Genomic DNA, 20,725 nt, shown 5'->3' on the forward strand with positions numbered 1-20,725 from the left:
CATGCATCCGCAATGACCGCTTGCGGTTTCGCGGCACCCGAGGATTTCTAGTGGCCCCGAAACCGCGAGCGACCGTCGCCGCGCCGAACGGGGGAGGGCCGATCCGCAGGGAGCGTCTATAGCGTCGCCAGCCAGGCCGGGAGGCCGTCGGCCAACTGGCTGCGGGTCAGGACCGGACCGCGGCCGGCGGCGCGGGCGGTCTTCAGCAATTCCGCATGCACGTGCGGACCGAACGAGAGCGTCGGCGGGCCGTCCGCCGGACGCTCGGACAACCACTCCAGGGCCCCGGGTAGGGAGAGATCGAGCACGACGCCGACCGCGTTCGCCGGATCGGCCTTCGCTCCGCTGAGGGCTCGCGTCGGCGTCAGGCCGGCCTGCCGGACGGCCTGCACCAGCGGACCGCCGGTCAGCAGGTCGCCGCAGACGATCAGCACGGATCGGGGCGCGGCGTCGGCAGGCTCCGCGGTCACTTCGGGTCGTTCAGGAAGCCGAGGAGCGAACTGTCGACGTCGTCCTCGTCGTCGGCGTCGCCGAAGCCGGCGAAGGAGGACTCATCTTCGGCGTCGGCGCCGGGGAGGGCCTTCAATGCGGAGGAGTCGGCGTCGGCCTTGCCGCTGTCGTCGTCGTTCAGAAAGTCGAAGGCGGCATCTTCCTCGGTGATCGTCTCGCTGCCGTCATCCCCGCCGAAAGCCGACTCGCTCTCGGCCCCGGAGGCGCCGATCGTGACCCGGGACTCCGGCTCGTCGTCCTCGTCGAGGAGCATTTCGCCGGAGTCGTCCTCTTCTTCCGCCGACGCGAACTCTTCCTCGTCGAAGTTGAGGCCCTCCTCCGTCTCGACGGCGTCCTCGAACTCCGCGGCGGCGTCGTCGGCGGGGGCTTCGACGACGATGGGGTCCGGTTCGGCGACGGGCGGGGCGGCGACGCCCGGATGCCGGATCGGCGAGGGTCGGTCCGACCGGTCCCGGGCCTCACCGTGGTTCACCTGCTCAAAGCCCGTGCCGCTGTCGCTGACCAGCACGGAGTCGTCGCTGAGTTCCTCCGCCGGCTCCTGTCCGACGACCACGCCGCTGGGCGAATCCTGCAGGTCACCGCCGGAAAGATCCGATTCGGAGACGTGCGATTCGGCCTCCGCGAGCATCGCGGCGCCGTCGGGGCGATAGGAACGATCGCCGGCCCGCACCAACTTCATGGTCACCCCGCCGATGGACAGGGTGCCGCCCAGGGGGACGTCGATCTCCTCTTCGCCGACGCCTTCGCCGTTAACGAACGTGCCGTTGCGACTGCCGAGGTCTCGCACCCGCACCACGGAGCCGTCGACGCGCAGGTGGCAGTGCGACCGACTGACCCGGCGGGAGGAGATCCGCAGTCCCGCGTCCGTGCCGCGGCCGACCACCGCGTCCCGCTCCAGTCGCACCGTCAGCGGGCGGCCTTCGCTGCGGGGGAGCAGGAACTCGGCGGCCACGGTCGGGGCTCTCGGGGGGCGGGGCGAACCGTCTCACCTTACCCACGGCGGCGGCGGCGTTCACGCAAGTTTCACCGGACGACAAAAAGCCCCCCGGGAACGTCGGCACAGACCGTGCCATCGACATTCCCGGGGGGGACAATTCGTTGAGGATCGCTCCGCCGACTCTCACCGCACGGCGGTCGGGTCAGGCGGCGGCCTTCCGCAGCGGCGTGTTGCCGCCGCCGCGAACTCCGCCGCGGACCATCTCCTCGGTGATGACGTAGGTCTGGCCCTTGCCGTTCTCGGGCAGATCGTACATCAGGTCGAACATGCCGCCCTCGACCACGCTCCGCAGGCCGCGGGCGCCGGTGTCGTTCTCGCGGGCCACCCGGGCGATCTCCCGCAGGGCGCCTTCGGTGAACTGGAGGTCGGCGCCTTCCATCTCGAAGAACTTCTTGTACTGGCGGACCAGGGCGTTCTTCGGCTCGGTGAGGATGTTGACCAGATCCTCTTCACCCAGCGGGGACAGGGCCGAGAGCACCGGCAACCGCCCGACGAGCTCCGGGATCAGGCCGAACTCCAAGACGTCGTCCACCGTCACGTGGGCGAGCAGGTCCTTGCTGCGTTCGACGCTGTCCTCACTGCCGAACCGGTTGAAGCCGATCGCCCGGCGGCCCAGGCGCTGGGCGATGATCTCTTCCAGCCCCACGAACGTCCCGCCGCAGATGAACAGGATGTTGCGGGTGTCGAGCTGGATGTACTGCTGCTCCGGGTGCTTGCGGCCGCCCTGCGGGGGCACGTTGGCGACGGTGCCCTCGAGCATCTTGAGCAGGGCCTGCTGCACGCCCTCGCCGGAGACGTCCCGGGTGATGGAGACGTTCTGGGAGGTCTTCCCGATCTTGTCGATCTCGTCCAGGAAGATAATGCCCCGCTGGGCGGCTTCGACGTCGAAGTCGGCGGCGTGGAGCAGTTTGAGCAGCAGGTTCTCCACGTCCTCGCCGACGTAGCCGGCCTCGGTGAGGGTCGTGGCGTCGCCGATCGCGAAGGGCACGTCGAGGATGCGGGCCATCGTCTTGGCCAGCAGCGTTTTCCCGCAGCCGGTCGGGCCGACGAGCAGCACGTTCGACTTCTCGATCTCGACGTCGTCCCCGTCCTCCGCCTGGTGCATCAGGCGCTTGTAGTGGTTGTGGAGGGCGACGGCGAGGCAGCGCTTGGTGCCGTCCTGCCCAATGACGTACTCGTCGAGGTGGGCGACGATCTCCCGGGGGGTGGGCACCTTGCTGAACAGCGTGGAGCCGCCGCGGCGCTTGCGCTCCTGATCGAGGATCGACTCGCAGAGGTCGATGCAGTTCCCGCAGATGTAGCAGTCGTCAGGCCCCTCGACGAGCGGGCCGACGTCCCGATAGGACTTCCGACAGAACGAGCAGTTGGCGTCTTTTTTCTTCACGGAATCGCGTCGGCCGGAGAAATTCTTGGAGGCGGGCATCGGGCGGGGCGGTTCCGGGGGACGGTCCCGGGGGAGTTGACCCTCCCGAGGGAGATAGTCAATCCTGCCGGGGGATGCGAAGGGCGAAGGAAACGGGCGCCGCGGGCATCCTGCTCGCCGTGCCGCCCGCCCGACCGCCGGCGTCGCTGCCGGCGCCTCCTCGAGCCGCCGAAGCGGTCCGTGGGTGGGCGAACGATCCCGCTGGGGGAAAGTCAGCGCCGCCCGTCCCCTCCCGTACCGCGGGGGTACGTCAGGGAGAGCGGCCCTGAAGGTGTCGGCGCTCCGCCCCGTGCCGCCCAACTGTTGCCAATTCGCACCGAGCGAACAGCGCCAGCCGAACGACCCGCCGCGGGGTCGGGCGGGACGGGGTCATTTTACCCCGGACCGACCGAACCGGGTCGACACCGCCAAAACAGCGTTGCACGCCCCGTGCCGAAATCGCCCCCGCGGAGGGGCGTCACCGCGGCGGCCCTGCGCCCGTAGATGCAACCGCAGCAACCGCTCGGCGGGGCGCCCGCGGAGGCCGCGGACGGGCGCCCGCGGCGGTGTAAGAGCGACAGAACGGTTCTCGAAAAATCCGCAAACAGGTTCGCCCGCGGACGACTCGCCGACCGATACCACCGACACGACCGCTCCGGTTTGCGCCCCCGGCCCGCCCGGGCGGCGACGGCCGCAGCTCCCGCCTCGCTCCGGCTCCCCGGGTGTGATGACTCGTCTGACCCCCCGTCGAATCCCGCTGGCCGCCGCGGCGGTTCTGTCCTCCCTCGGCGCCCTCGCGGCCCCGGCGGCGGGGCAGGACCGGGCGTCGGGCAACCCGGTGCACAGCAACCGGGAGACGTTCCGTATCCCGTTCGCCGCGAGCGCTGCCGACCTCGCCGCCGCCGGGGCCACCGAGGCGCGGCTGCTCGTCAGCACGGACGCCGGCCGACGGTGGGAAGAAGCCGGCAGCGCCGCCCCCGGGGCGGGCGGGTTCCAATACTCCGCCCCCGCCGACGGCGACTACTGGTTCAGCGTGCTGACCGTCGACGCCCAGGGGATGCCGGCCCCCGCGGACGTGGCGATCGTGCCGCAACTGCACGTGCGGATGGACCGCGTCGCCCCGACCGTGCAGGTCGGCGCCGCGCCCGCCGGCGACGGCACCGTCGCGGTGCGGTGGAACGTCGCCGATCCCGACGCCGACCCCGCCGCCCTGCGGGTGACGTTCACCCCCGAGGGCGGCGCCGGGCAGCGGGTGCCGGTCACGCCCGCCCTGTCCGGCTCCTTTCGCATCCCGGCCCAGCGGGCCGGCGGCTCCGTCACGATCTCCGTCGCCGACCGGGCCGGCAACGTCGGCACGGCGACCTGCCGCACGGGCGGCTCCGCGGCGCCGGTCTCCTACACGCAGCAGGCCGATTACGGCGCCGGGGCCGTCGAGCGCGCCTCCGGCAGCCTGTCCGCCCCGCATCGCCCCGCGGGGCTCTCGAACGAACCGCGGTCGCCGGCGCCCGTGCCCCCGTCCGTCTCGCCGCGGCTGCCGGCCGCCCCCTCCGCGGGGGCTCAGGCGCGTCGCCATGACGTCGGCTTCGGCGGCGCCAGCCCGTCCGCCGGCGCTTCGGCGTTGAAGAACCGTTCGTTCAAGATCGGCTACGCCGTCGACGCGGTCGGCAGCAGCGGAGTGGGGGCGGTGGACGTCTTCATCACCCCGGACGGCGGCCAGCACTGGTACAGCTACGGTCAGGACGTCGACCGCGTGAGCCCCGCGGAGATCTCCGTGCCCGGCGACGGCGACTACGGGTTCTGCGTGCGGGTCCGCAGCGGCGCTGGCCTGGCGCCCGCCCCGCCGCGGAACGGCGAGGCCCCGGACGTCCGCGTGACGGTCGACGGCACCCCGCCGACGGTCGACCTGCTCTCCGCCGGGCAGGGCCGCGGGGCCGAAGCGAACACGCTCTCGCTGGAATGGCGGGCGGCCGACAACCGCCCCGGCGCCGTGCCGGTGCGGGTGGAACTGGCGGACTCCGCCGGCGGCCCGTGGGAGGTCGTGCAGGACTGGGGCCCGGATTCCGGCTCCGCAGTCGTGCCGCTCCGTCCGGGCCGGTCCGCGAACGGCGGCCGCGTGTTCGTTCGCGTCAGCGCCCGGGACGACGCCGGCAATGAAGGCTCCGCCGTCACCCCGCACGGCGTGGCCGTGGATCTCGTGCGACCCTCCGCCCGCGTGCTGGGCGTCGTGCGGTAGACGTTCCCCGTCGGCGTACAATCCCGGCATGTCCACTCCGCCGACCGCTGCGACCGCCTTCGTCAGCGCGTTCGATCTGTTCAAGATCGGCGTGGGGCCGAGCAGTTCCCACGCCGTCGGGCCGATGCGCGCCGGCGGGCGGTTCCTCGCTTCCCTCGACCGATGCGGCCTGCGGGCGGCGACGACCAGGGTGACGGTCGATCTGTACGGCTCCCTGGCCCTGACCGGCCGTGGGCACGGCACGCCGCAGGCCGTGCTGGCCGGGTTGGAGGGGGCCGACCCGGAGACAGTCGACTGCGACCGCCTCGGCAGGCTGCTGTCGATCGTGGAGGAGGCTGGCGCTCTGAACGTCCCCGGCGGGCCGCCGGTGGAGTTTGATCTGAACCGCGATCTGCGGTGGCATCGCCGGGAGACGTTGCCGGCCCACCCCAACGGCCTTCGCATCGCCGCGTTCGGGGCGGACGGGGGGGAATTGCTGAGCCGCGAGTACTACTCGATTGGCGGCGGGTTCGTGGTGACGGCGGGCGAGGCGGAGGAGGGCGCCGAACCGGCCTCCACCGCCGCGAACGTGCCGTTTCCCTTCGACTCCGCCGCCGAACTGCTGACGATGTGCGAATCCTCCGGCCGGTCGATCTCCGACGTGGTGCGGGCGAACGAGGAGGCCCTGCGCAGCCCCGCGGAGGTGGACGCCGGGCTCGACAGGCTCTGGGCGGCGATGGAGGCCTGCATCGCCGCGGGGCTGCGGACGCCCGGCATCCTGCCGGGTAAGCTTCAGGTCCCCCGCCGGGCCGCGGCGCTGTTCGAAAAGCTCAGTGCCGTGAAGGCCCCCGGCCCGCCCGACCCGCAGTCCGCGGCGGACTCGCAGTCCGCGGCGGACCCGCTGGCGGCGTTGGACTGGCTGAACCTGTGGGCGCTGGCGGTCAACGAGCAGAACGCGGCCGGCGGCCGGGTCGTCACCGCCCCGACCAACGGCGCCGCGGGCATCGTGCCGGCGGTCATCAACTATTTCCGGCACTTCGCCCCCGCCGCCCAGCGCTCGCCGGAGGAGCGAACCGCGGGAACCCGCCGGTTCCTGCTGACCGCAGCGGCGATCGGCAGTCTGTACAAGAAGCACGCCTCCATCAGCGGGGCCGAGGTCGGCTGTCAGGGAGAGGTCGGCGTGGCCTGCAGCATGGCGGCGGGGGCGTTGGCGGAGGCCCTCGGCGGTTTCCCCCGACAGGTCGAACAGGCGGCCGAGATCGGCATGGAACACAATCTCGGCCTGACCTGCGATCCGGTGGGCGGCCTGGTGCAGGTCCCCTGCATCGAGCGCAATGCGATGGGGGCGGTGAAGGCCGTCAACGCGGCCCGGTTGGCCCTGTGCGGCGACGGCTCCCACCGGGTGAGCCTGGACCGGGTGATCCGGGTGATGCGCCGCACCGGCGCTGACATGAGCAGCAAATATAAGGAGACCAGCCGAGGCGGCCTCGCGGTGAACGTCACCGAGTGCTGACCCGGCCGCCGGACCGGCCTTGAATCTGGTCTCGCAGCGGGTTTGCGGCGGAGCGCAGGGCGCGGCCATACTCAGCGGCCCTCCCTGATGCGTTCGGCCCCGACGCGATCCCCCGCGCGGGGCTCCGCCCTGCCCGGACCTCCCGCTCGTGAACCTCGTCGAACTGGCTCAGCGGATTCGCAGTCGCCGGCTGGATCGTCGGCTCACGCTTGAGGAAGTCGCCTCCCGCACCGGTCAGACGCGCAGCTGGCTCTCCAAGGTCGAAAACTTCCGGATCACGCCCTCTCTGCCGGCGCTGGCGGAGATCGCCGCGGCGCTGGACGTGCCCCTCTCCGAACTGTTCGACGGCCTGGAGGAGCGGCCCGCGTTGGTCGTGGTGCGGCAGGACGAACGCAAACGGATCGACCGGGACCAGGCTGAGGGGAACGCCTCCGTTTACGAGTCGCTGGCTCACAAACGGGCGGCCCGTTCGATGGACCCGTTCCTCGTGACGCTCCCGCCGGGCACGGCTCAGGAGGAGGCGCTCCCGCACCCCGGCGAGGAGTTCCTGTTCGTGCAGACCGGCACGGTCCGCTTCGAATACGACGGCGAGACGTTCCAGCTTTCCGCCGGCGACAGCCTCTATTTCGACGCGAATCACCCCCACCGGATCGTCAACCCGAGCAAGGATCAGGCCGTGGTTCTCTGCGTCTTCAACACGAAAACCTGACGGCCGCTGCGGTTTGCTCAGCTGAACTACCCCCGGTGCGATTCGAACGCACGACCTTCGGATTAGGAATCCGATGCTCTATCCTGCTGAGCTACGAGGGCGGGAGACCGTGCGGGCACGGTCGTCGACGATGGTAGCGGGCGGGCGGGGGGCGGTCACTCGCCGCCTCCGTCGCTGCGTCACTCGCCGCGGCGTTCGCCTTGGAGGGTGAGCACCAGCGTGCGGGAGGAGGCCCGGTCGCGGTGCTCGCAGAGGTAGAGGCCCTGCCACGTGCCGAGGTTCGGCCGGCCGTCGGCAATCGGAATCGTCACCGACGCCCCCATCATCGAGGCCTTCACGTGGGCCGGCATGTCGTCCGGGCCCTCCACGGTGTGCTCGTAGGGCAGGTCCTCCGGCACCGCGTGGTTCATCGCGGTTTCGAAGTCGACCCGCACGTCGGGGTCCGCGTTTTCGTTCAGCGTGAGGGAGGCCGAGGTGTGCTGGATGAAGACGTGCAGCAAGCCGACCCGCAGTTCAGCGATCTGCGGGACCGCGTCCAGCACGCGGCGGGTGACGAGGTGGAACCCCCGCGGGTACGGCGGCAGGGCGAGCGTCGTCTGACTCCACATGCGGATTGCGGACCGGGCGGGGGCGGGGCGAATCAGGGGGCCAGCCTACGGCGCCGGCGCCGCACCGCCACGCCACCGAGCAGGGCGAGGCCCGTCAGCAGCCAGGCGCCCGGCTCCGGCACGGCCGCGGGGCCGGCGGCAGCGTCGGCTGCAAAGCCGATCAGCAGTTCGTAGTCGCCGACGCCGCCGTCGAACCCTTCGACCCGGGCGAAGTACCGGCCGGGTCCGTCGATCCGCAGGCCGTACAGCCGCGCATCCCGCGAGAGGTTGGACGTGCCGTCGCCGAACAGGTCGCCGGCGAACGTCGTGTCGTCGACCCGGCCGAGCACGGTTCCGGCCTCGTTCAGCACGGTGAGGACGGTGTCCGCGGCGTCGGCGAGGCCCGTGGTGATCGTCGCCGCCGACAGTTCGCCGGACGTGAACAGCTCGAAGACGAACAGGTCCTCCTGCAGCGCGGCCCCGATCGTGCCGATCACGTTCGCGGCGTCGAGACCGGAGATCGACTGGGCGACCAGCGCCACCTGTCGGGCGGAGCTCAGCGGGTCGGTCGGCAGCAGATCCTCGAACAGGCTTGGCGTCGGCCCGGTCGCAGTCAGGCCCTCGGCGAACTCCAGTTTCAGTTGGGAGAAGCGGGAGAAGGTGCGATCGACCTCCCGCTGCGCTTCGCTGAGGTTCGTCGGCCCGGTCGCCATCAGGCGGCCGTTCTGGGCGCCGCCGGAGTCGACCGGGCCCTCGAGGCCGGTGTAGGTGAAGCCGGGACTGCCGTAGCTATCCTCGTGGGTCAGGCCGAGGTTGTGCCCCAACTCGTGGGCCGCCGTGCCGGTGAGGGCGGCGGAGAGTTCGGCGATCTGTTGCGACCGCGGCTCGAAGTGCTCGATGAACCCGCCGAAGTTCCCCGTGTAGACCTCGGCGAGATCGCCGTCGAACTGGTTGCGGTAGTCCAGCCGTGTCGCCTCGCCGTACACGACGTCGCCGCCGACGTACGGCCCGCCCAGCCAGACGCGTTCCGTGGCGCCGGGGGCGTTCGTCTGGAACGTGACGTCGAAGTCGGCGTAGGCCCGGCGGAGACCGCCCAGCACGTTCGCCTCGATTTGGGCCCGTTCCGCGGCGGTGAACTCGGCGACGCCCGCGGCGTCGGTCGCCTGCCGCAGCCGGATCGCGAAGTCGCTGTAGTCGACGTGCGTTACCAGTCCCGCCGGCGCGGACGACGCGACGCACCATGCCGCGGCGGTCAGCAGCGCAAGCGTGCAGCGGCGCGGGGACATGGGACAGTCCGGAGGAGCGGGCGGACGATGCTCCGCGAACGCGGTCCATTTCCGCAAGCGATCGGCGGTGCCGGCCGGGCGTTCAGCCGGCCGCGGCGCCGCACTGGCCCCGCCAGCGGAGGTAGTGGTCGGCGAGGGTCAGGGCGACCATCGCCTCGGCCATCGGGATGAACCGCGGCAGCAGGCAGGGGTCGTGGCGCCCCTTCGTGGAGATCGTCGCCGCCTCGCCGGCCCGGTTCACGGTGGCCTGCTCCCGGGGGAGGGAACTGGTCGGCTTGATCGCGCAGCGGAGTACGATCGGCTGACCGCTGGTGATGCCTCCGAGCATCCCGCCGTGCCGGTTGCTGGCGGCGCCGATCTTTGGCGGACCGTCCGGGTGCGGCTGGAACAGGTCGTTGTGTTCGGATCCCCGCATGCGGGCGGCGGAGAAGCCGCTGCCGTATTCCACGCCGGTGACGGCCGGCAGGCTGAACAGGGCCTTGGCGAGGTCCGCCTTGATCTTGTCGAACACCGGCTCGCCCAGCCCCGCGGGCACGTTCGTAGCGACGATCTCGGCGGTCCCGCCGACGCTGTCCTGGTCCTTTCGCATCGAGTCGATCAACTCCACCATCGCCGCGGCCGCCTCGGGGTCCGGGCAGCGGACGACGTTCGGCTCGCCGTCCGGCAGGGTTTCGACCTGCGCCAACGTGACCGCGGCGGGGTCCGGCACGTGGGCTTCGATCTCGCCGACGCTTTTGACGTAGGCGACGACCCGGGCGCCGAAGGCTTCGGCGAGGATCTTCTTCGCCACGACCCCGGCGGCGACGCGGACGTTCGTCTCCCGGGCGCTGCTGCGGCCGCCGCCGCGGTAGTCGCGGCCGCCGTATTTCGCGTCAAAAGAGTGATCCGCGTGGCCGGGGCGGTAGAGATCCTTGATCTCGGAATAATCCTTGCTCCGCTGGTCGGCGTTGCGGATCAGGATTGCCAGCGACGTGCCGGTCGTCTTGCCCTCGAACACGCCGGAGAGGATCTCCGGTTCGTCCGGCTCCTTCCGCTGCGTGACGATTTTGGACTGCCCCGGCCGCCGGCGGGCGAGGTCTTCGAAAAAGTCCTCCACCGTCAGCGGGATGCCGGGCGGCACGCCGTCGAGGATGCAAACGTTCCCCGGCCCGTGGCTCTCGCCGGCGGTGGTCAGACGGAGGGCGTGGCCGAAGGTGTTGCCGGGCATGCGGGGAGGATAGGGGGAACGCGAGATTTCGGAAGTCGGGGATCGCTCAATCGGCCTGGTCCTGCTCGGCGGCGGACCGAGCCGACGCGGGATCCGGGGCGTCCTGCAGCGGCGTGGAGAGCTTCAGCATCACGATCCCCGCGACGATCAGCGCCACGGCGGCCGCCCGCATCGGCCCGACCGTCTCGCCAAAGGCGAGCGTTCCGACAAGAAACGCTCCGACCGCACCGATGCCGGTCCAAACCGTGTAGGCCGTTCCCAGCGGGAGCGTCTTCATCGCGACGGAGAGCAGCGAGACACTCGCGGCCATCGTCAGGACCGTCGCCGTCGTGACGTACGGTCTGGTGAAGCCGTCCGACTGCTTCATCAACGACGCCCAGACGACCTCCAGGACGCCCGCGAGGGTCAGCAAAATCCAGGCCATTACGGCCCTCCGTTCAAGAGAGCCGGGCCGTCCCGGAAAGCGATCCCGTTCCTGGGCGAGGTCGTTGCCTCGAGGAAAGTCTAGGACCGTCGCGGAAACCGGGCAAACCCGCCCCGCCGACGCGGGGGACGACCCGGCGGCACGTCGTGCCGAGTCGGGAAGTGAACCCGCCGGCTACCGATTCGGTCCGCAAACCGGCAAACTTGCCCCCGGAAGCCGACCTTCCGCCTTCCGTCCTCCCCAACTCGCCCTCAGGTCATGCCGCAGTTCGTCCAGTCCGAGGCCCTCGCCCGGATCGCCCCCTCCGCCACGATGGCCGCCGCCGCCAAGGCGAAGGCCCTGAAGGCCAGCGGGGCGGACGTGCTGAACTTCACGCTCGGCGAACCGGACTTCGACACGCCGCAGCACATCCGCACCGCCGCGAAGGCCGCGATGGACAGCGGCAAGACCCACTACACCCCCGCCGGCGGCCTGCCGGAGGTGAAGGAGGCGATCGTCGCCGCCCACGCCCGGGACACCGGCGTGCAGTACGCCGCCGCCGAGTGCGTCATCTCCAACGGCGCCAAGCACACGATCCACAATGTCCTCGCGGCGCTGCTGAACCCCGGCGACGAGGTCGTCATTCCCACCCCCTACTGGGTCAGCTACGCGGACCTCGTCGCCCTGACCGGCGCCACGCCGGTGCTGCTGCCGACGACCCGGGAGGACGGCTGGGCCTGCTCCGCGGAGCAGTTGGACGGGGCGATCACCGACGCCACCAAGCTGGTGATGCTCAACTCGCCCTCGAACCCCACCGGGGCGGTTTATTCCCGGGAGCAGCTGGCGGCACTGGGCGAGGTGATCGTGAACCGGGACGTCTGGTGCCTGTCGGACGAGATCTATTCGAAGCTGCTGTACGACGGGGCGGAATTCACCTCCTTCGCGGCCCTGTCCGACGAGGTGAAGGCCCGGACGATTACGGTGAACGGCGTCTCCAAGGCCTATGCGATGACCGGCTGGCGGATCGGCTGGATGCTGGGGCCGGAGCCGATCGCCAAGGCCTGCACGAAGCTGCAAAGCCAGGAGACCAGCAACCCGTGCAGCGTGAGCCAGTACGCCGCGAAGGCCGCGGTGGAGAACTCGCAGGAGTGCGTTGAGGAGATGCGTAAGACCTTCGCCGAACGCCGCACGATGGCCCTGGAAGGGGTCAACGCTCTGCCGGGCGTGCCCCGCTGCGACCCGGGCGGGGCGTTCTACGCCTTCTTCGACGTCGGCTCCCACTTCGGCAAGCCGCTCGGCACGAGCGGCCGCACCTGCGAGACCAGCGACGAGTTCTGCGAGATCCTGCTGGAGGACGCCCACGTGGCGCTGGTCTCCGGCGACGCCTTCGGCGCCCCCGGCTTCGTCCGCATGAGCTACGCCACGGAAACCGCGACCATCGAGCGCGGCCTCGAACGGCTGCGGAGTTTCCTCGGCGGCTGATCCGGTTCCGTGCCCAAGCCGGCCGCGTGGGTCTGGCTTGGGCGACGATCTATCTGGGAAGCTGTGCGGGTTCTCCCCATGCGCTTGAACGAGCGGGCGGGGGCGGGTCGATGCTGCCCTCGTGCCTGAGCCCCGCCCCGCCGCAGTGAACTTCGTGGGCGTGCGGACGTCCTGCTGCGGCCAGTACGCCCGCGCCTATCCGACCGGCGACGGTCGGGCGGCGGGGGCCTGTCCGCGGTGCGGGCGGCGGTTCTCGGTCCGGGCACCGGTCAAACTTGGCGCGCCCGGTTCCGGGGTGTCCGCGTCCGCCGCGAACCGCTAAACGACGGGGGTCCGCACCGTGGAGTATCACGTCCGTCCCATGGCGAAAGTCTGTGCCGCCACCGGCGAACCGTTCCCCCCCGGGGCCCGGGTGCGCAGCGCGTTGGTGGACCGGGACGGCGGACACGTGCGGCTGGATTTCCTCCAGGCCGTCTGGGACGGCCCGCCGCCGGGCACGATCGGGCATTGGGCCGTGCGAGCGCCGGACGCGGTGGAAACGCCGGACGCCGCCCCGCTGGACGCCGAGGAACTGCTCGCCCTGCTGGACTCCCTGGGCGACGCCGCGGACGCGAACAACGATCGGCAGGCCCGGGTGCGGTACACCCTCGCCCTGCTGCTGCTCTCCGAGGGCCGTGTGGAACTGACCGAGGCCCGCGATACGCCGGACGGCCGCCTGCTGATCCTCACCGGCAGCGGCGGGGAGGGGCCGTTCGAGGTGCCCGACCTCGCCCTGCCGGAGGAGGAAATCGGCGGGCTCGAAGCGGGCCTGCCCGCCCTGCTGAAGGAGCGGGCCGACTAGTCGCCGCCCGCCCCGCTCGCTCGCCGCTCCTCCTGCCGGTCACGGATGACCCGCCGCCGCCTCCCGCCGCCGTCCCGTCGCCTCGCCCTGTTGGCGTGCGCGGCGCTGCTGTGCGCGGGGCCGGGATGCGCGTGGACCACGAAGAATCAGGGCCCGTGGCACGGCCGGCCGACGCTCCGGCCGGAAACGACCCGGGACGAACTCGTCCGCCACATCAACGAGCAGGCCGCCCGCACCGCCGGCTGGCAGTGCCGCACACTGACGGTGCAGATGCCCGGCGCCCCCGCGGACGCCTCCGGCCTGATCGCCGTCGAGTACCCCCGCCGCCTGCGGCTGAAGGCGAAGGCGATGATGATCCCCGTCGCGGACGTCGGCTCCAACGCCGATCGCGTCTGGTGCTGGGTCAACCCGAAGGTCGGCGGCCCCGGGCCGGAGACGCTGACCTGCAAGCACGCCAGCTTCGACGCCGTGCGGTGCGCCGCGGAGAACTCCGGCGGGATGCAAATTCCCTTCGACCCGGACTGGCTGATGGAGGTGCTGGGCGTCGTCCCCCTGGACCCGCGGGCGGTGTCGCTCCAGAAGTCGCCGAACGACGGGCCGATCTGGCATCTCGTGTCGCACCGGACCGACGCCTCCGGCCGCCGCGTGCTGCGGGTGATCGACGTCGACCGGGAGCACGGGCAGATTCTCGCCCACGAACTCCGCGACGCCGCCACCGGCGCCCCGCTGGCCCGGGCGGAGTTGCAGGATCACCGCCGCTGTTTGGGCGCCGAAGTGGTCCTGCCGCACACGATCATCCTCTCCTGGCCGTCCGTGGGCCTGGCCGGCATGACGCTGCGGCTGAAGGACATCGAGGTCAACCCCCGGAATCTGCCGGACGACCTCTGGTCGCTCCCCGGCGGCCAGCAGGTCCGGCACCTGGACGACGGCGGCCGCATCACCACCGCCGCGGCCGTGCGGTCGCAGGACCGCTAACCGGCATTTATCGCGTCCTCTTCCGCTGCGGTTTGCCCTGCCAGCCGCCCAGCGGGAGGACGTCGTTCCCCGCGGCCCACTCGTCCCAGAGGGCGGACAGTTCCGCGACCTTCTCCGGCCTCTGCTTCGACAGGTCGTTCGCTTCGATCCGGTCGACGCTCAGGTCGTACAGCTCCCACGGCTTGCCGGCCCCGGCGACGAGTTTCCAGTCGCCCTCGCCGTCGGGTTGGCTGACGGCCCGGTTCCCTTCGTGTTCCCAGAACAGCGGGCGGGCGTCGAGAAGGGCGATCTGCATCTCGCCGCGGAGGTCCGGCCCCAGCGACCGGCCCGGCAGCGGCTTCGTCTCGCCCCCGCCGAACGCCGCGGGGTACTCGGCGCCGGCCAGTTCCAAGACCGTCGGGGCGAGGTCCACGACGTGCGCGCGGTCCCGCACGAACCCGCCCCGCAGTTCCTCCCGCATGCCGGCCGGCCAGCGGACGATCAGCGGCGTGCTGATGCCGCCCTCGTGCACGTGGGATTTGTAGAGCCGGAACGGCGTATTTGAGACGTTCGCCCAACTCTCCCCGTAGGCGACGAACGTATCCGGCGGGCCGGGCATCACGTTCACCCCCCGCCGCAGCGGAAAGCCGTCGCGGGTCAGCTGGGTGCGTTTGGAACGCGGCGCCTCGGGCGGGGTCGGTTGGCCGGTCGGTTCGTCCTGTCGGGGGGTGAACGGACCGAAGCGGCCCTGATCCTCGGCGCTGCCGCCGTTGTCGCTGAGAAACATCACGACGGTGTTCTCGGCGGCGCCCGTGCGGTCCAGTTCCGCCAGCAGCCGGCCGATCCCGGCGTCCATCTGGGTGACCATCGCGGCATGAGTGGCCATGCAGGCGGCCTCCCATTCTCGCTGATCCTGCGGGACCTGCGACCACGGTTTGGGGACCGGCGCCAGCCCGATGTCCTCCGGCAGCAGTCCACTCTCCCGCTGACGGTTCCGGCGGGGCTTGCGGACCGCGTTGAACCCGCCGTCGTACAGGCCGTTGTACCGCTCGATCAGGTCCTGCGGAGCGTGCAGCGGCCAGTGGGGGGCGGTGAAGGCGACGTACAGCAGGAAGGGGGCGTCGGCGTGCTGTTGGGCGTGCTCGCCGACGAACCGCACGGCCTCGTCGGCGGTGGCGTCGGTGTAGTGGTAGCCGGAGCCGTCGGGCTTCCACTCCGCCGGCCGCAGCGGATCGTCGAAGGCGCTGATCGCCTCGTCGCCGCGGACCAGCGTGACCGGGTCCCAGTAATCGCCGGAGCCGGTCGTGGAGCCGTAGAAGCGGTCGAACCCGCGGGCCAGCGGCCAGTTGTCCTTCGGCCCCTGCGCCCCGGTGTGCGGGCTGACGTGCCATTTGCCGGTCATGTAGGCCCGGTAGCCGGCCGGTTTGACCAGTTCAGCAAGCGTCGGCCGGTCCTTCCGCAGACTGCCGGCGTAGCCGGGGGCGCCGCGGTCGGAGATCATCCAGCCCATCCCGGCGGCGTGCGGGTAGTGGCCGGAGAGCAGCGAGGCCCGCGTCGGGCAGCAGCGCCCGGTGTTGTAGAACCTGCTGAACCGCAGTCCCTCGGCGGCGAGGGCGTCCAGGTGGGGCGTCTCGATCTCCCCGCCGTAACAGCCGGCGTCCGAGAACCCCATATCGTCCGCCATGATCACGACGACGTTCGGCCGCTCCGGGCCGCCGCCCGCCAGCGGCCCGGCGGCGAGTGCGAACAGCGTGCAGTACAGGCCGGCGTTCACGGTCCGTCCTTCCGAAACCAGTAGTACTCGTAGGCCCGGCTCTTCAGGCTCGATCGCTCCTCCGGCGGGACCGACTCGTTGCTGACGTTGAAGATCAGGTGCAGCCGCGGCTCCTCGTCGCCGCCCCGCCACTTGCCGCGTCCCGTGCGGACGAACAGGTAGCCGCCGCGGGGCGGGGCGCCGTACTGCTCCATCCCCTCGCCGTCGGCGGAGATGATCGATTTTCGGCCCATCAGATAATGCTGGACGATCTCGCCCTCCGGATCGGTGGACTGCGGATCGCCGGCCTTGCGGCCGGCGCGGCTGTTGCCGTCTTGAATCGCTCCGCTGCTGAACTCGTGCACGCCGCTGGGGTCCTCGGCGTGGTACTGCCAGTGACGGTCGCCGCAGACGATCAGGAACTCGCCGCTGTCGATCATCCCCTCGGCCTCCAGGAAGCCGAAGAACCGATCGCGTTCGTGGCGGAAGCCCCCCACGTTGGTGTGATTGTCGCGCTTCCGTTGATCGTCCGGGCCGACCATCGGGGTGGGGGAGACGAGGACCTTGAAGGTCGCGTCGCTCTCCTTGAGCGTGCGGGTGAGCCACTGGTATTGCTCCTCGCCCCAGATCGTTTTGTCCGGGCCGTCCTCCATCCTGTTCGGGCTGCGGTAGTCGCGGCCCTCGACGAACCAGAGTTGCAGGTCCTTGTTACAGCGGACGGTGCGATAGGTGGGCGACTTGTCGTCGCCCGGCGGCACGACGGGGACCTGCTCCCGGAAGACGTCGATGCCCAGTTCCGGCGAGGGGGCGTAGTTGCCCGTGCGGTCGGCGTCGTCCTTGCGAAAATCGTGGTCGTCCTTCATGTGAAAAACCGGGACGTGCGCCAGAAACTCCCGGAACCGCGGCTGAACGAAGTTTTCGTGCCACTTCGCCCGCATCTCCTCCCGCGTTTCGGCCCGCCCCTCGACGGGAGTGTCGTAATAGACGGTGTCGCCGGTGAAGACGGCGAAGCTGGGGTTGAGTTGTTGGATCGCCTCCAGCATCGGGTAGCCGAGCTTCTTCTCCGCCTCGGTCGCGTCGCTGTCCCGCCAACGGGCGTAGTTCAACCCGGTGACAACGGCGAAAGACACCGGCTTCGTGGAGTCCGGCCCGGGCAGGGTGCGGAACGTGCCGATCCGGCCGGGCTCCGCCGTCTCGGGCCCCGGTCGACCAGAGTGCGGCTCCCAGCGAAACGACCACGACGAGCCGGGCGGCAGGCCCCCGAATGCTAAGCGGGCGATCCCGTCTGGTCCCGCGGTGGCAGGCTGCCCCCACGAGAGCATGTGTCCGGGACCCGGGTGACCCTCGGCCGGCATTGGCTCAGGCTCGTCCACTCGGGTGAGGACGAACGAACCATGATCGCCAGGCTTCACCCGTGTTTGCACGAGGGCCGACGTCGCTGTGACCTCGCCGCTCATCGGCAGGTCGAGGGCCAAGGCCGGCGGCGCCAGCAGCGAACAGGTCAGCAGGGCGGCGAGCATGCCGCGAGCCTACGAATCGCCCGCGACCGATGCGAGCGGTTCCGAACCGGCGGCGGTAGAGTCGGACGGTCATGACCGAACCGCTCGTTCTCGCCCTTGATCAGGGCACCACGTCCAGCCGCGCCCTGCTGTTCGCCGCCGACGGCCGGGTCGTCGCCGGGGCCCAGCGGGAGTTCCCCCAACTCTTCCCCCAACCGGGCGCCGTGGAGCACGACCCGGAGGCGATCTGGGACTCCCAATTGGCGACGGCGAAAGAAGCGTTAGCCGCCGGCTTCAAGCCGGCCGCCCTCGGCCTGACGAACCAGCGCGAAACCGTCGTGCTCTGGGACCGGACCACCGGCCGGCCGGTGACGAACGCGATCGTCTGGCAGAGCCGCGTCTCCGCGCCCGTGTGCGAGCGGTTGAAGGGCGAGGGGTTAGAACCGCTGTTTCGCGACCGCACCGGTCTGCTGCTCGACCCCTACTTCACCGGGACGAAGCTCACCCACCTGTTCGAGACCCACGCCGGCCTGCGGGCCCGTTGCGAACGCGGCGACGTGCTGGCCGGGACGGTCGACAGCTTCCTGCTCTGGCGGCTGACCGGCGGGCGCCGACACGTCACGGACGCCAGCAACGCCTCCCGCACGCTGCTGTTCAACCTCTCAACCGGCGACTGGGACGAGGAACTGTGCGGCCTCCTGAACGTCCCGCGGGCCTGCCTGCCGGAGATCGTGGACTCCGCCGGCCGGCTGACCGAGACCGACCCGGCCGTGCTGGGGGAACGGCTGCCGGTCTGCGGGTTGGCGGGCGATCAGCAGGCGGCGACCTTCGGGCAGGGCTGTCTGACGCCCGGCTCCGCCAAGAACACCTACGGCACCGGCTGTTTCCTGTTGATGAACACCGGCGGCACGCCTGTCCCGTCGGCGAACCGCCTGCTGACGACCGTCGGCTGGCGGATCGGCGGGCGGACGACCTTCTGCCTGGAAGGGGCCGTGCTGGTCGCCGGGGCGGCGGTTCAATGGCTGCGGGACGGCCTGGGTCTTTTCGAGAACGCCGCGGAGGTCGAAGCGCTGGCCGAGACCGTGCCGGACGCCGGCGGGGTGACGTTCGTGCCGGCGTTCGTGGGCCTCGGCGCCCCCTACTGGCGACCGGACGCCCGAGGGACGATCGCCGGCATCACCCGCGGCACGACCCGCGGCCACATCGCCCGGGCGGCGCTGGAGGCAATCGCCCACCGCACCCGTGACGTGGTCGAGGCCATGAACGCAGACCTCTCCGAAATGGGGAAGGACGGCGCCGGGCTCCCCCCCCTGACTCGGCTGAACGCCGACGGCGGGGCGAGCCGCAACGACCTGCTGATGCAAACCCAGGCCGACCTGCTGGGCGTGCCGGTGCGGCGGACGGCCGTGGCAGAAATCACTGCCTTCGGAGCGGCCCGACTGGCCGGGCTCGGCACCGGCGTCTGGCCGGAGGAGCCGCCGACGGCGCTGTGCGATCGGGACTTCCTCCCCCGCATCGACCCCGCCGAGGCCGACCGCCGCCACGCCGCCTGGGGCCGGGCGGTGCGGGGGTGTTTGCCGACGGCCGAGTGACGCCGAGGGCGATCGCCGGGGCGACGGCCGTTCGTCGGCGCGACCCGCCGGTCGTGGACGACTTGAGCCGTGGGCGACGATTGTCGAATTGCCATTTCCGGCGGCGGGGCATTCGGCTAACCCCGCCTTCATGAACGCTTCATCCGAGGAGGCAAGCCGCTGGCAGATCGTCCGGTTCTTTGCGTACGTCCTCGCGGCGGGTCTCGCCGTTCAGGCGCTCTATCAACTGGTCGTCGCCCGCGGCCCGTCGATCGCGGAGGAGAACGGCCTGCTCGAACTGTCGCAGGTCGGCGTCGCGGTGATCGGCGGGGCGACGCTCGCGGCGGCGGCGGCGTTCGCCCGTCGGGGACGGACCGCGCTCGCCCTGTGCAGCGGGGCGCTGCTGTACGCGGCGGCCCGGGAATCGGACCTCTGGATCGAACGGGTCGCCTTTGAAGACGCTTATAAATACTTGGCCGGCGGGCCGATCGCCGCTGCGGTGGCGTTGGTCGCGTGGCGGGATCGGCGGTGGTGGGCGGAATCGTTCCAGTGGGCGAATCACCCGGCTGCGGGGCTGCTTTTGTGCGGCGGCCTGCAAATCCTCGTGGTCGCGGCCCTGTTCGATCGCTCGGATCTGTGGGATTCCGTCACCAACGTCCATCAGGCGGACCCGATGAAGCGATTGGTGGAAGAATCGATCGAACTGTCCGGCTACCTCGCCCTGGCGATCGGCGCCCTGGAACTGTTCGTCACCTGTCGACGCGAGTACGCCGCCGCGTTCGAGACGGAACTCGCCGTGGAACGTGTTCCGGCGCGGCCTCTCGTGCTGCATGCCCCCTCCGGCGAACGGCGGCGCCTCGCGGCCTGACGCGCCGGTCCCCCGGAGGGCGACGCCGTTACGGCAGCTTACGAATCTTCACCTCGCGGAACTCGATCGGGGAACCTTCCGCCTCGAAGCAGAGATAGCCCTCGGCCGGTTGGCAGTTCGTGCCGCCGGAGACCTCCTTGCCGTTCACCCACAGCCGGACTTCGCCGTTGATCGCGCGGACGTAGTAGTGGTTCCACTCGCCCACGCCTTTGCTGCGGCGTTCGGAGGGGAAGCTGCGGGAGCCGTTGGGGGAGAGCGGCGGGAAGGGGGTCATCTTGGAGGAGCCGACGGGGAACACGTCGCCGTCGGTGCTGAACCAGTCGCCGGGTTTGCCGGTGCCGGACTCGTACTTCTCGGTGTAGCCGTGGTCGAGAATCTGCACTTCGATGCCGCCGCCGGGCAGTCGGCCGGGGGGGAGGTCCGTCAGCTTCTCCTCCGGCACCCAGACGAAGGTGCCGGAGTTCCCGGCCGCTTTGAGGTGCCGCCATTGCAGGGACATCTCGAAGTTTTTCAGCGGCTCCCTGGTGCGGATCACGCCGACCGGCTTACCGGTGGAGTGCAGTTCGCCGTCCTGCCAGGTCCAGGTGTCCGGCTCGCCGTTGACGTCGACGAGGTCCGCCTCCGTCAGCGCCTCCCAGCCGGGGCCGGTTCCGTCGAGGAACGCGGCGGGGGCGGAGTCCTCGGCGGCGGCCGGCGGGGCCACGGGGGCGTCCTGCGGGGCCGCGGGGAGCAGGAGAGCGAGCAGGGCGAGCGGGGGCATGGCGGACGTCCGTCGGTCGGGAAATCGTGACGTCGCCCAGCATCCGCGGTCGGGGCGTGCATTCCCACCTCCCCCGGACCGACCCGGCTCCCGCGGCCCAGGTCGCGCGGACCGACCGTCGGGCGATACGATCGGCTCCCAGAAACATTGCCGCTCCGCCCGACCCCGCTC

At 71.1% G+C, this 20,725-nt stretch carries 18 protein-coding genes and 1 tRNA gene; 8 read left to right on the forward strand and 11 right to left on the reverse strand.

Going from position 1 to position 20,725, the window contains the following annotated elements; all coding sequences use genetic code 11:
• Nucleotides 1–116 precede the first annotated feature (116 nt).
• The 3 genes from CA12_RS15390 to clpX form a co-directional block, all read right to left on the reverse strand.
• The gene (locus CA12_RS15390) at nucleotides 117–470 is read right to left on the reverse strand and encodes a response regulator (RefSeq protein WP_145359917.1); all 354 of its coding nucleotides are present in this window, start codon (nucleotides 468–470) and stop codon (nucleotides 117–119) included.
• Nucleotides 467–1,462: an FHA domain-containing protein gene (locus CA12_RS15395; protein WP_145359918.1), complete on the reverse strand. Its 996-nt coding sequence runs from the start codon at nucleotides 1,460–1,462 to the stop codon at nucleotides 467–469. The genes CA12_RS15390 and CA12_RS15395 overlap by 4 nt, the downstream gene beginning before the upstream one ends.
• Nucleotides 1,463–1,649: 187 nt before the next feature.
• Nucleotides 1,650–2,930 carry an ATP-dependent Clp protease ATP-binding subunit ClpX gene (gene clpX / locus CA12_RS15400; protein WP_145359919.1) on the reverse strand — a complete coding sequence of 427 codons (1,281 nt, stop codon included), beginning with the start codon at nucleotides 2,928–2,930 and terminating at the stop codon, nucleotides 1,650–1,652.
• Nucleotides 2,931–3,636: 706 nt separating this feature from the next.
• Between clpX and CA12_RS15405 the strand changes: the two genes are divergently transcribed.
• From CA12_RS15405 to CA12_RS15415, 3 genes are all read left to right on the forward strand, one after another.
• Entirely contained in the window at nucleotides 3,637–5,142 is a 1,506-nt protein-coding gene (locus CA12_RS15405) for a hypothetical protein (protein WP_145359920.1), read from the forward strand.
• Nucleotides 5,143–5,170: 28 nt separating this feature from the next.
• Nucleotides 5,171–6,634, forward strand: coding sequence for an L-serine ammonia-lyase (locus tag CA12_RS15410; RefSeq protein WP_145359921.1), 1,464 nt, complete (start codon nucleotides 5,171–5,173; stop codon nucleotides 6,632–6,634).
• A gap of 148 nt (nucleotides 6,635–6,782) precedes the next feature.
• Complete coding sequence (locus tag CA12_RS15415) at nucleotides 6,783–7,343, forward strand: helix-turn-helix domain-containing protein (protein ID WP_145359922.1); 561 nt, start codon at nucleotides 6,783–6,785, stop codon at nucleotides 7,341–7,343.
• A 27-nt stretch (nucleotides 7,344–7,370) separates the two neighbouring features.
• On the opposite strand, the gene CA12_RS15420 is transcribed toward CA12_RS15415, so the two are convergent.
• The 5 genes from CA12_RS15420 to CA12_RS15440 form a co-directional block, all read right to left on the reverse strand.
• Nucleotides 7,371–7,444: transfer RNA gene (locus CA12_RS15420), tRNA-Arg, on the reverse strand.
• A gap of 78 nt (nucleotides 7,445–7,522) precedes the next feature.
• Nucleotides 7,523–7,951, reverse strand: coding sequence for a secondary thiamine-phosphate synthase enzyme YjbQ (locus CA12_RS15425; RefSeq protein ID WP_145359923.1), 429 nt, complete (start codon nucleotides 7,949–7,951; stop codon nucleotides 7,523–7,525).
• A 32-nt stretch (nucleotides 7,952–7,983) separates the two neighbouring features.
• Nucleotides 7,984–9,216, reverse strand: a complete 1,233-nt coding sequence (locus CA12_RS15430; protein WP_145359924.1) for a PEP-CTERM sorting domain-containing protein — start codon at nucleotides 9,214–9,216, stop codon at nucleotides 7,984–7,986.
• 82 nt (nucleotides 9,217–9,298) lie between these two features.
• Nucleotides 9,299–10,423 carry a chorismate synthase gene (aroC, locus tag CA12_RS15435; RefSeq protein WP_145359925.1) on the reverse strand — a complete coding sequence of 375 codons (1,125 nt, stop codon included), beginning with the start codon at nucleotides 10,421–10,423 and terminating at the stop codon, nucleotides 9,299–9,301.
• A gap of 46 nt (nucleotides 10,424–10,469) precedes the next feature.
• Nucleotides 10,470–10,847, reverse strand: coding sequence for a DMT family transporter (locus CA12_RS15440; protein WP_145359926.1), 378 nt, complete (start codon nucleotides 10,845–10,847; stop codon nucleotides 10,470–10,472).
• Between the two features lie 258 nt (nucleotides 10,848–11,105).
• Between CA12_RS15440 and CA12_RS15445 the strand changes: the two genes are divergently transcribed.
• From CA12_RS15445 to CA12_RS15455, 3 genes are all read left to right on the forward strand, one after another.
• Nucleotides 11,106–12,308, forward strand: a complete 1,203-nt coding sequence (locus CA12_RS15445; RefSeq protein ID WP_145359927.1) for a pyridoxal phosphate-dependent aminotransferase — start codon at nucleotides 11,106–11,108, stop codon at nucleotides 12,306–12,308.
• A 361-nt stretch (nucleotides 12,309–12,669) separates the two neighbouring features.
• On the forward strand, nucleotides 12,670–13,149 hold the full coding sequence (locus CA12_RS15450) for a hypothetical protein (RefSeq protein ID WP_145359928.1): 480 nt from the start codon (nucleotides 12,670–12,672) through the stop codon (nucleotides 13,147–13,149).
• A gap of 45 nt (nucleotides 13,150–13,194) precedes the next feature.
• A complete protein-coding gene (locus tag CA12_RS15455; protein WP_145359929.1) occupies nucleotides 13,195–14,124 on the forward strand; it encodes a hypothetical protein in 930 nt (309 codons plus the stop codon).
• A gap of 7 nt (nucleotides 14,125–14,131) precedes the next feature.
• On the opposite strand, the gene CA12_RS15460 is transcribed toward CA12_RS15455, so the two are convergent.
• Nucleotides 14,132–15,877 (reverse strand): arylsulfatase, encoded by a 1,746-nt coding sequence (locus CA12_RS15460; RefSeq protein WP_207622018.1) that lies wholly within the window; start codon nucleotides 15,875–15,877, stop codon nucleotides 14,132–14,134.
• Nucleotides 15,874–17,376, reverse strand: a complete 1,503-nt coding sequence (locus CA12_RS15465) for an alkaline phosphatase D family protein (RefSeq protein WP_145359930.1) — start codon at nucleotides 17,374–17,376, stop codon at nucleotides 15,874–15,876. The genes CA12_RS15460 and CA12_RS15465 overlap by 4 nt, the downstream gene beginning before the upstream one ends.
• 71 nt (nucleotides 17,377–17,447) lie before the next feature.
• On the opposite strand from CA12_RS15465, the gene glpK reads away from it, so the two are divergent.
• Complete coding sequence (gene glpK / locus CA12_RS15470) at nucleotides 17,448–18,947, forward strand: glycerol kinase GlpK (protein WP_145359931.1); 1,500 nt, start codon at nucleotides 17,448–17,450, stop codon at nucleotides 18,945–18,947.
• A gap of 130 nt (nucleotides 18,948–19,077) precedes the next feature.
• Nucleotides 19,078–19,794, forward strand: a complete 717-nt coding sequence (locus tag CA12_RS15475; RefSeq protein ID WP_145359932.1) for a hypothetical protein — start codon at nucleotides 19,078–19,080, stop codon at nucleotides 19,792–19,794.
• A gap of 28 nt (nucleotides 19,795–19,822) precedes the next feature.
• Here the strand turns inward: CA12_RS15475 and CA12_RS15480 are convergent, their stop codons facing one another.
• Nucleotides 19,823–20,554: a 3-keto-disaccharide hydrolase gene (locus CA12_RS15480; protein ID WP_145359933.1), complete on the reverse strand. Its 732-nt coding sequence runs from the start codon at nucleotides 20,552–20,554 to the stop codon at nucleotides 19,823–19,825.
• Between the last annotated feature and the right edge of the window lie 171 nt (nucleotides 20,555–20,725).

Source organism: Alienimonas californiensis (genome assembly GCF_007743815.1).
GTDB classification, from domain to species: domain Bacteria; phylum Planctomycetota; class Planctomycetia; order Planctomycetales; family Planctomycetaceae; genus Alienimonas; species Alienimonas californiensis.